This window comes from Propionivibrio sp., from assembly GCF_029255185.1.
Lineage (GTDB): Bacteria > Pseudomonadota > Gammaproteobacteria > Burkholderiales > Rhodocyclaceae > Propionivibrio.
Genome location: NZ_JAPUVO010000111.1, coordinates 1 through 7,866, shown reverse-complemented (window position 1 = coordinate 7,866; position 7,866 = coordinate 1). Strand labels below are relative to the sequence as shown.

The window sequence follows — 7,866 nt, the reverse complement described above, 5'->3', positions numbered from 1 at the left end:
GTCGTGCTCGCTGCCGTTGGCTTGCCGGTTGATGATGGCGTCGCTGTGCGTGAGGCCAGTGCCGGAAAGCAGCGAATGGCCGCTGTTGGCGTCGATCAGCGCGACTTCGAAGGCGTCATCCGGGCCGCCCACCTGGTCGCCCAGGCTGGCGTTGACCACGGTGAAGCTTAGGGTGTGGTCGTACTGGCCAAGGACGAAGACCTGGTTCAGACGGGTCTGGCTGGTCGCGCTCTCGGTGAGCGTGGCGGCGCCATCGGCGAAGCTGACTTCGCCCGTGGTGGTCCAGCCCAGGGCGCCGTCAAATTGTGGGTTGTCCAGAGTAGGGTTGGCGACAATTTCGTATTGCGCCATGTCATGCGCTGCCGATGATGGCAACGGCGTACGTAAAACCATGCGTACGGGAGCCTCATGGGTCTGTGCAGCGAGATCGACGGATGGTGGAACGGCAAGTCGCATCTGTAGCGTGGCCAGGTCACCCGCGCTAGGCAAACGTCGGGTGCCCGGAGATACGACTTGCGACATGGCTTCACTTTCGCTACTGGCATGCCCCAAACCCGCCACATGGCCCAATTCGTGGATCAGTACGGTTAGCAAGTCCAGCTTGCCTTCGGCGGCACTTCCCAAAGCGGCGATGAAATCCGTTGGGTGTGCGGTCGGTAAAAACTCCTCTTGAAGCGAGGGTGTCGAGTCTGCGTACCAACCCCATCCGGCACCGTCGACGGAGAGCGTGATTTGATGTCCGAGTGTTTCGGCGGCTACGCCGACGGGCAGCGTGCCAATGCCGACGCTTAAATCGACCGGCAACGCAGAAGGCATTCCCGCGTCTATCCAGTATTGTCGGGCGGTAGCGAGGACGGTAACGATGTCGTCCTGCGCAAGCGGGGCAATACCGAGCGCCGAACCCTGGGTGTCGACCTTTTGGTCCGCTGGTCGGTTCAGGAAGGTCTGTCCCGGAGCCGGTTGTCTATCAAGACGGAATGTTTTGCCCGTGGCCAGGTCGATCTGGCCATAAACCGGCGTGTTCTCCGGAGTGCTGGGAAACTTGACATGGAACAACCGATCGTTCTGGTCGAGGATGTATAGATCACGCAGGCCGGGCGGCAGTGTCGCTGAGTCGTCGGCGAGCTTGTAGGCATTTTCCGCGAACCGAATGATGTCAGCGACCGAGGTCTTTGGCGCTGTGGCCTCCGTCAGCCGGATGCCGACCGCGGAGGCCTGTTTTGTGCTTTTTGTGACGAGCACGCCCTTCAGTGCCCTGGTCCCATCCTCATGTAACCAGGGCGTGTAAATGTCAATGATGATGCCTCCATCCACCAGTATGTCGGGGTTGCCCCGCACCGGGTTGGTTGTGAAATCCCACGGCTGGTTTGGATCCGTGAGCTTGCCGAGCCTGTTCCTCATCGCTTCCGCTGCTGTTACTGTCTGATCCAAGTCCACTGCGGGTAAGTACGTGCTGTCCTTTCCGGCTCTGCGCAAGGCGTTGGTAAAGTCCAGTTCCGCCAGCGTTGAGCGAAGAACAATCTTCTTTTTAGGAACCACCTCCACCGCGAGTTGATCCTCCAGCACCGCCCGGTTCGGGGTGACACTTACTCCGTCGAGGAGGGCGTTCTCCAGCACACGGGCCGTACTCCCCATCTGGGGAAGCAATTCCCATACCTTGGTTTTCGTGTCGTTGCAGTTATGCACCCACACGCCGTTCTGAGCCAGGAAGAAGGTGTTGAATCCTTCCACTTCCAGGTTGTAAACACAGGATTGGCGATTGAAGAGTCTGACCTCCTTGACAAGAACTTCAATGTTACGGCAGCTCTCCAGGGCATCACCAGCTTGCAGTGCGCTCAACGGAACCCAGCCCTTGCCCTTCACCCAGAAGGGGTGCTCCGCCGTGGCTATGATCGGCGCGGATACGTAGTAGTCGCCCTCTTTGTTGTGCCCATGCATAAAAATTTCATAGGTCGGAACCGATTCCCGATAGATGTTCCGAATCACTTTGCGGTAGGCCATTTCGCCGGTCTTTTCGCAACGGGAGAGCACCATCTGGCCCACGTCAATGTATTGGATCTCCTCGTGTTCGCCGTTTTCGACAATGACTTTTGTCTCGCCATCAAAACACACCGCCTGCAAGTCAGTCCGCCGAATCGTCTTGAAGCCGTCCCCCCGCATCACGATGCGTTCAACCTCATCCAAGGCCGTGATCTTCTTTAGCAACTGCGTGTAGAGTTCATCGCCGGAAAATTCTCTGGCCAACTCGCTCTTGAGACGCTCCAGCGGTGGCGTCGAATGCCAGCTTCCGAACAGATCAATGTCTCCCGGGTACTTCAAGGCCACCTTCGCACCCGCGAGTAGTTGCTCCTTGAGCGCGTACGCTTCCTCGACTTGCAATTTCAAGGACAGATTGGCATCGACCATCGTGCCCAGCTTGGCCATTTCAGCCTGGAACCACCGTTCCACTTCCTCAAGTGTCATGGTGCGCGCAGAGGGGGTGGTGAACTTGAGTAAATCGCCCACGCTGACCTCGGCTTTGCCGGTGATCTCGGGTAGGTTGTCGTGATCCAGACTGCCGCTTCTCGTTTCCGCCGCCCGTGCCGCCGTTTTCGCCAGCACCTTGTTCGCCAGCCAGCCAAAGGCCTGGCCCGCCACGGCAAAAACGCCGCCAGTCGCCGCGCCGCCTAAGGTAGCCAAGGCAAGCGATGCGAAGTCCAATCCCTCGCGCCCATCCGCGCCGTCACTGGCGATATAGATGAGGTTGGCCCCGGCTTGCTCCACCATGTCAAAGGTGTAGCCCATCGCCGCACCAGCCCCGGACAGGGCCGCGAAGGTGTTAAAGCCCTTTTCCGTCAGCCTGATGGCAACCCCGGTGGCCACCCCGCCGCTGATCACGAAGGCGCCGCTCGTGGCGGCGAAATCGATCAGATCGTCATAGACCATCTGGTCATAGCTCAACTGGTCATTGTGGTACTTGAACATCCGCTGATCGGCACGTTCCATGTAACCACCGGTGAGGAGATTGATTCCCCCGACTACGTAGTAGCCGAGCCCATCCAGCCCGGCAGTGAGTGAAACTACGGGCTCCTTGGGAGAGATCACGATTTTCGGCGCACGCACGGCGGTCTTGCCAAAAGCCGGCGACATGCCGGGCTCCTGGTAGTTGCCGAGGTTGATCCAGCCCTTGAAAGTCTCTCCGTTGCCGATGTCGTCGTAGCGATTTGGTATCAACTCGGGATTCAGCGGCGCCGGCTGGGAGGAGTAAGGGTCCGACGGCAGGTCGCGGTCCAGCGGATAGGTGCGCTGGGAATCCCGGGCGTAGTCGGCCAAAGCGCCCTGGATCAAACGCGGGGCGTTCCAGGTATAGAGCGAGAAGCTCATGGGAGCCTGCGCGTCGAGGTTTGGTTCGTAATTCCAGACGTCCGCATAGAGAGTACCGTCTGCCGCCAAGGAAAGCCGACGTACCGCGCTGCCGACGATGGGCGTTGTGGCCCCCAAGTAGACGGGCGGTTGGCCGTTGCGGCCGAAGGGGTTTTGAATAACCCCGACCTTGCCGCCGATCTGGGTATGGGGAACGTCGTTGAGGTTTTGCGATACAAGGGGATCGTTGAACCAGAGATTGAAGTCGGAAACAATGGCATATTCCTGTCCGTCATACTTAACAACGACGGCGCCGGAGGCAGCCTGGATGTCCTCATGGTAGGTCTTCATCCGATCCCAGATACTGCGTTCTGCTGCCGCATCGTAGCCCCGGTAGGTATTGGGCACGTTACCGCTCAGGAGTGCCGACTGAATGTCCATCGTAGTAGCCGCATTGATCTGGCCGCTGTCATCGAATTTCAGGGTGATCGCCACCAGCCCCCGGTCCAGATCGCCCCGATTGCAGAGCACGAACTGCCCGGATTCTGGACCGCTCGCAAGGTAAACCGGGGTCTTGCCCATGCCGCTTCGAGGATAACGCGTCCCGTCCACAACGGCCACGGCGGTGGGCGCAACCTTCCCATCGGCGCGTATCTGGTTGAGGTCTACAAACGCAACAAATCCGGCTGACGCACCGGTGGCTTGGAAGGCGGTAACTCCCAGGTAGCTATCATTGTTGATCGCCAGTCCTACGAAGTTGAAAACGCTTTCATATCCCGGAAGAATGATGGACTGCTCGATTTCATGAAAATTGGTGCTCAGCTGATCAACGCAAATGCGCGACAAGCCGCTTCCCTTGGCAACGTAGAGCCAGTCTCCGCTGACGGCAAGCGCATTGATGGCGCCGCCAACCTCTTTCATCTGGACCGTCTCGACAACCTTATTGATCATCAGGTCGACCACATAAATCCGGCCCAGACGGCCGGCAACGTAGGCCAAGGTACCGTCTTCGCTGTAGGCGACGCCCTGGCTCGATCCCTCAGCCAGCTCAAGCGTGTTTCCTCGCTCGTCCTTCTTGAGGTCGGCGACAAAAGCAATCGGTCCCACAGAGCCCGCAGCAGACGGGACGTAGATTTTGATCCCGTCACGGGTCACGGCGATGCTCTTGTCGGTACCGTCGGTCCAGGCTTCGATGGCCTCGCTGGCCTGGGCAGCGCCCGGCTGACGAACTCCGCTGCCGTCCGGCACGAGAATGCGCCGCGTCACCGACACAATGTGTTGCGACAACGCCACCCCGGCGGGCAGAACCACTTGCAGCGAACCGTCAGCTTGCAGCGTTGTGTCAAATCTCTGCCAAAGGAGTCCGTGCACCGGCATGCTATAGGTATAGTCCGTCAATTGGCTTCCCCGCGGTTCCAGCCAGACCTCCCAGACGAAGTTTCCGGGGGCCTGCCCTTCGGGCAAGGCATTGTTGACGGTAAGTTTCAGGCTAAGCGTGTCGGGATCGTAGCGCATGCTGGTGATGGCTGGCCTCGTATCACCTTCCGGAATCGGCGCGGCCGGGAAATCCCGGAAGAAGTCCGGCGTCACGGCGCTGGCCGGCACGGTGCGCTGATAGGTGCCAGCGAAGTTGTAGGCAAAGGCGGTGATTTCCTGCGACGAGTAGATCGCCTGGCCGGCGATATAGGCCATCGCCGCGCCTCCCCAGCCGCCGGCCAGCGCCCCGACGGTTGTTGCCAGCGCAATTTGCGCCTGCCGGCCATAGATGGCGTCGACGTTTATTACGTGCCCATCGACCGAGAAATCGCCAGTATCGGCGTCGATTTTTGGCGCGGAAGTCAGCGCGTAGCAGCCGTCAACCAAGGGGCCACTGTAGGGCGGGCTGGCGGTATGTGCCAATCCATCGTCACCAATGACGCCATCGTCGACCAGCCACCAGGTCTGCTCCGTTGTTCCATCAGCCAGCGTGATTTCGCCTCGGCGCCAGAACAACACTTTAGTCCCTGCCTCCAGAGCCTCTCCCGTAACCTTGAGGGCGAGTTGCATCGGCTGACTAATCTTGAGTCCGCCGATGTCGATTAGCACCGCGCCGAGAGTCTGCAATACGCCTTGAGCGGGCGGACGCATCCCCAGAGTATCGAGGTCGACCGAATTAATCGAGGCGGTCACATCGGCTGGCAGTACTCCGGCACCAATCATCAGGGTATTGCCGTCGCTATCCTGCGTCACCCCGCCTTGCGCGGCCGTCACTTCGAGCGGACCGACGACCGGCTGGACCACGCGCAGCTCGATGCTTCCCTGCCGGGCGCCCTGAATCACCGTGATTGTCGCGAGGCCTGTCGCTTTGGCCTTGATCAACCCATCGGCCGAAACCGAGGCGACGGTTGCGTCACTGACGAAATACTGAAGATCCGCTTGCCCAGTAAGATTGGTTCCGGATGTCCACGCATTGATGATCGCGTGGACATCGATCTGGCGCTGACCGATGCCGGCAGCAAGACTCAGGCTGTTGGGGAAGAGGTCCAGCTCGTTCCCGAATTCGTCGGTAACGGGCGCCCGGGGCTGTTCAGCCACCTGAATCGCGTTCGCACCGATGATGCCATGGGAACTGTACGTCACGAGCGTAATTCCCGTCTTCTTTCCCAGTACATGGCCACGGGCATCAAGTGCGACGGTTGCAGGATCGTCCGATTGGAAATGAACGTAGTCGGTATCCAGCGCGACGCCTTGCTGATCTTCAAAATCTCCGGTGATGCGCAAAGAGTTCGATCCGCCGGTGGCCAATACGGCGATACGTTCGAGGTGAAGGTTCAGAAGCTTCGCCCCACTAACATTGACGGTCAGTTCCATCGGTGCGCTGGCGGTATAGCCGTCGTCGGCCTGGACGGTGATCTTGGCTTCACCGACGTAGCCGGCTTCGGGTTTGAAGATGAGGTGCTGCCCGTCGGCGCTGAATCTGGCGCTGCCGTGCGTGGCGCCCAGGATTTGCCAGAAGACGGTATCGCCCTCGCTGTCTTCAGCGATACCGGCCAAGGTCGTGCTATTGGCCAGGTCGGTGTGGGTTTTGAGGGTGGGCAAGGTGCCGGCTGTCGGCGCGCGGTTGGCGCGGTAGCCGGTGTTGGCAAAGAGGATCTGGCGGTCGTTGGCGTTGGCGAGGCCGTCACCATTCACATCGCTGGCGGCGGCTTGCCACAGCGCGGCGTCGGCGCCGTCGATGGCGCCGTCATGGTTAAGATCGCCAGCGACGCTGACGCTGACCTCGGCCGGGCCGCTGCCGGTGATGCGCAGGAGTTTCAAGCCGCTTTCGGTGATGCGCATCAGCGTGGTGCGCGTGCCGCTATTTTGGCTGCTGCCGAGTACCTGGCCGCCGACGCAGTCAAGCGTCATGCCCTCAGTGAGCGTGATGGCGAGGATCAGTGCGCCCTGGGCGCCGGGGACTTTGACGGTCGAGGCGATTTCGCTGTCGCGAATAGTCAGGCCGAGCGTGGCCTGGCCCGTGACTTCACCGCTCCAGGCGCCGCTGCCGGCCAGCCAACTCGCCGGCGCGCCAAGGTTGGCGATGAGCGTGTCGGTGAGGAGTTGGTCGTTGGTATCGTAGCCATAAGGCATACCGTTGCCCATGGCGTTAAGTTCGCGCACGAGGACCAGGCGATCCTTTTCGTCGTAACGATAAAGAGTGCTTTCAGCGAAACTTTGCCCTTGCTGAACGCCGGTGATGCGGGCGATGCGCCCCTGGGAATCACGGATTAAGTCGAGACGTTCGGCGGGGTTGCCGCTAACGTCGCTGGCGGCAATGCCAGCGTCGGAGACGAACCATTGGGCGCCGTCGGTAAATTCGATACCTTGGATCTGGCCTTGCGCATTGAGGCTGTAATGCGTGCCGTCCGGCGCAGTGAGGGTATAGACGGCAGGCACCCAGGGCAGGCCGGTGATTTGATTATAAAGACGGCTGCCCTGACGGGTCAGGGTGTCGCCTCGTTCCCCTTCTGCGCTGGCATGGGCTTCGAGCGTCCAGCCCTGGCTGTTGGTGAAGACGGGGCGCCAAACTAGCGTGGCAGCCGCGTCGGCGCCAAGCCGCTCGCTGGCGGTGCCCAGCGTGAAGGCTAGCGAAAGCATCCCGGCGTTGGCTACTGAGAGACTCTCGGGAACGGTCAGCCAGACCCGGGCGCCCTCGCTCCACGGCGCCGTAATCCCCGACTCAAGTATCGTCGGCTGATCGCTGGTCAGGCCGGTATCAAGCAGCGGGAAGCGCCAGTTGCCAAAGTCGGTGCGGCTTGACGCCTGCGCCGTGAGCCGCCGGGTGAGCGCCAGGTCGTGGCCGCCGAGTGTGTATAGCGCGTCGGTGACAGTGGCTTGTGCCGGTGCTTTGTCGATGCTATCAATAATCAGACGCGCCTCGAGCTCACGCGTGCGCCCCTGCAGATCCCAGGCGGTAAGGCGGACTTGCCAGACCCCGTTGGCCAGGGTGTGCGGATCGAGGGTGGCGAGCGTGAGCGGGGCATGGACGGTGCTGGCCGGGGTGTC

1 protein-coding gene is annotated in these 7,866 nt (G+C 60.7%); it reads right to left on the bottom strand.

The annotated features are described in order from the left end of the window. A partial coding sequence (locus Q1J43_RS10010; protein WP_301102356.1) for a polymorphic toxin-type HINT domain-containing protein occupies nt 1–7,866 on the bottom strand: 7,866 nt, incomplete at both ends.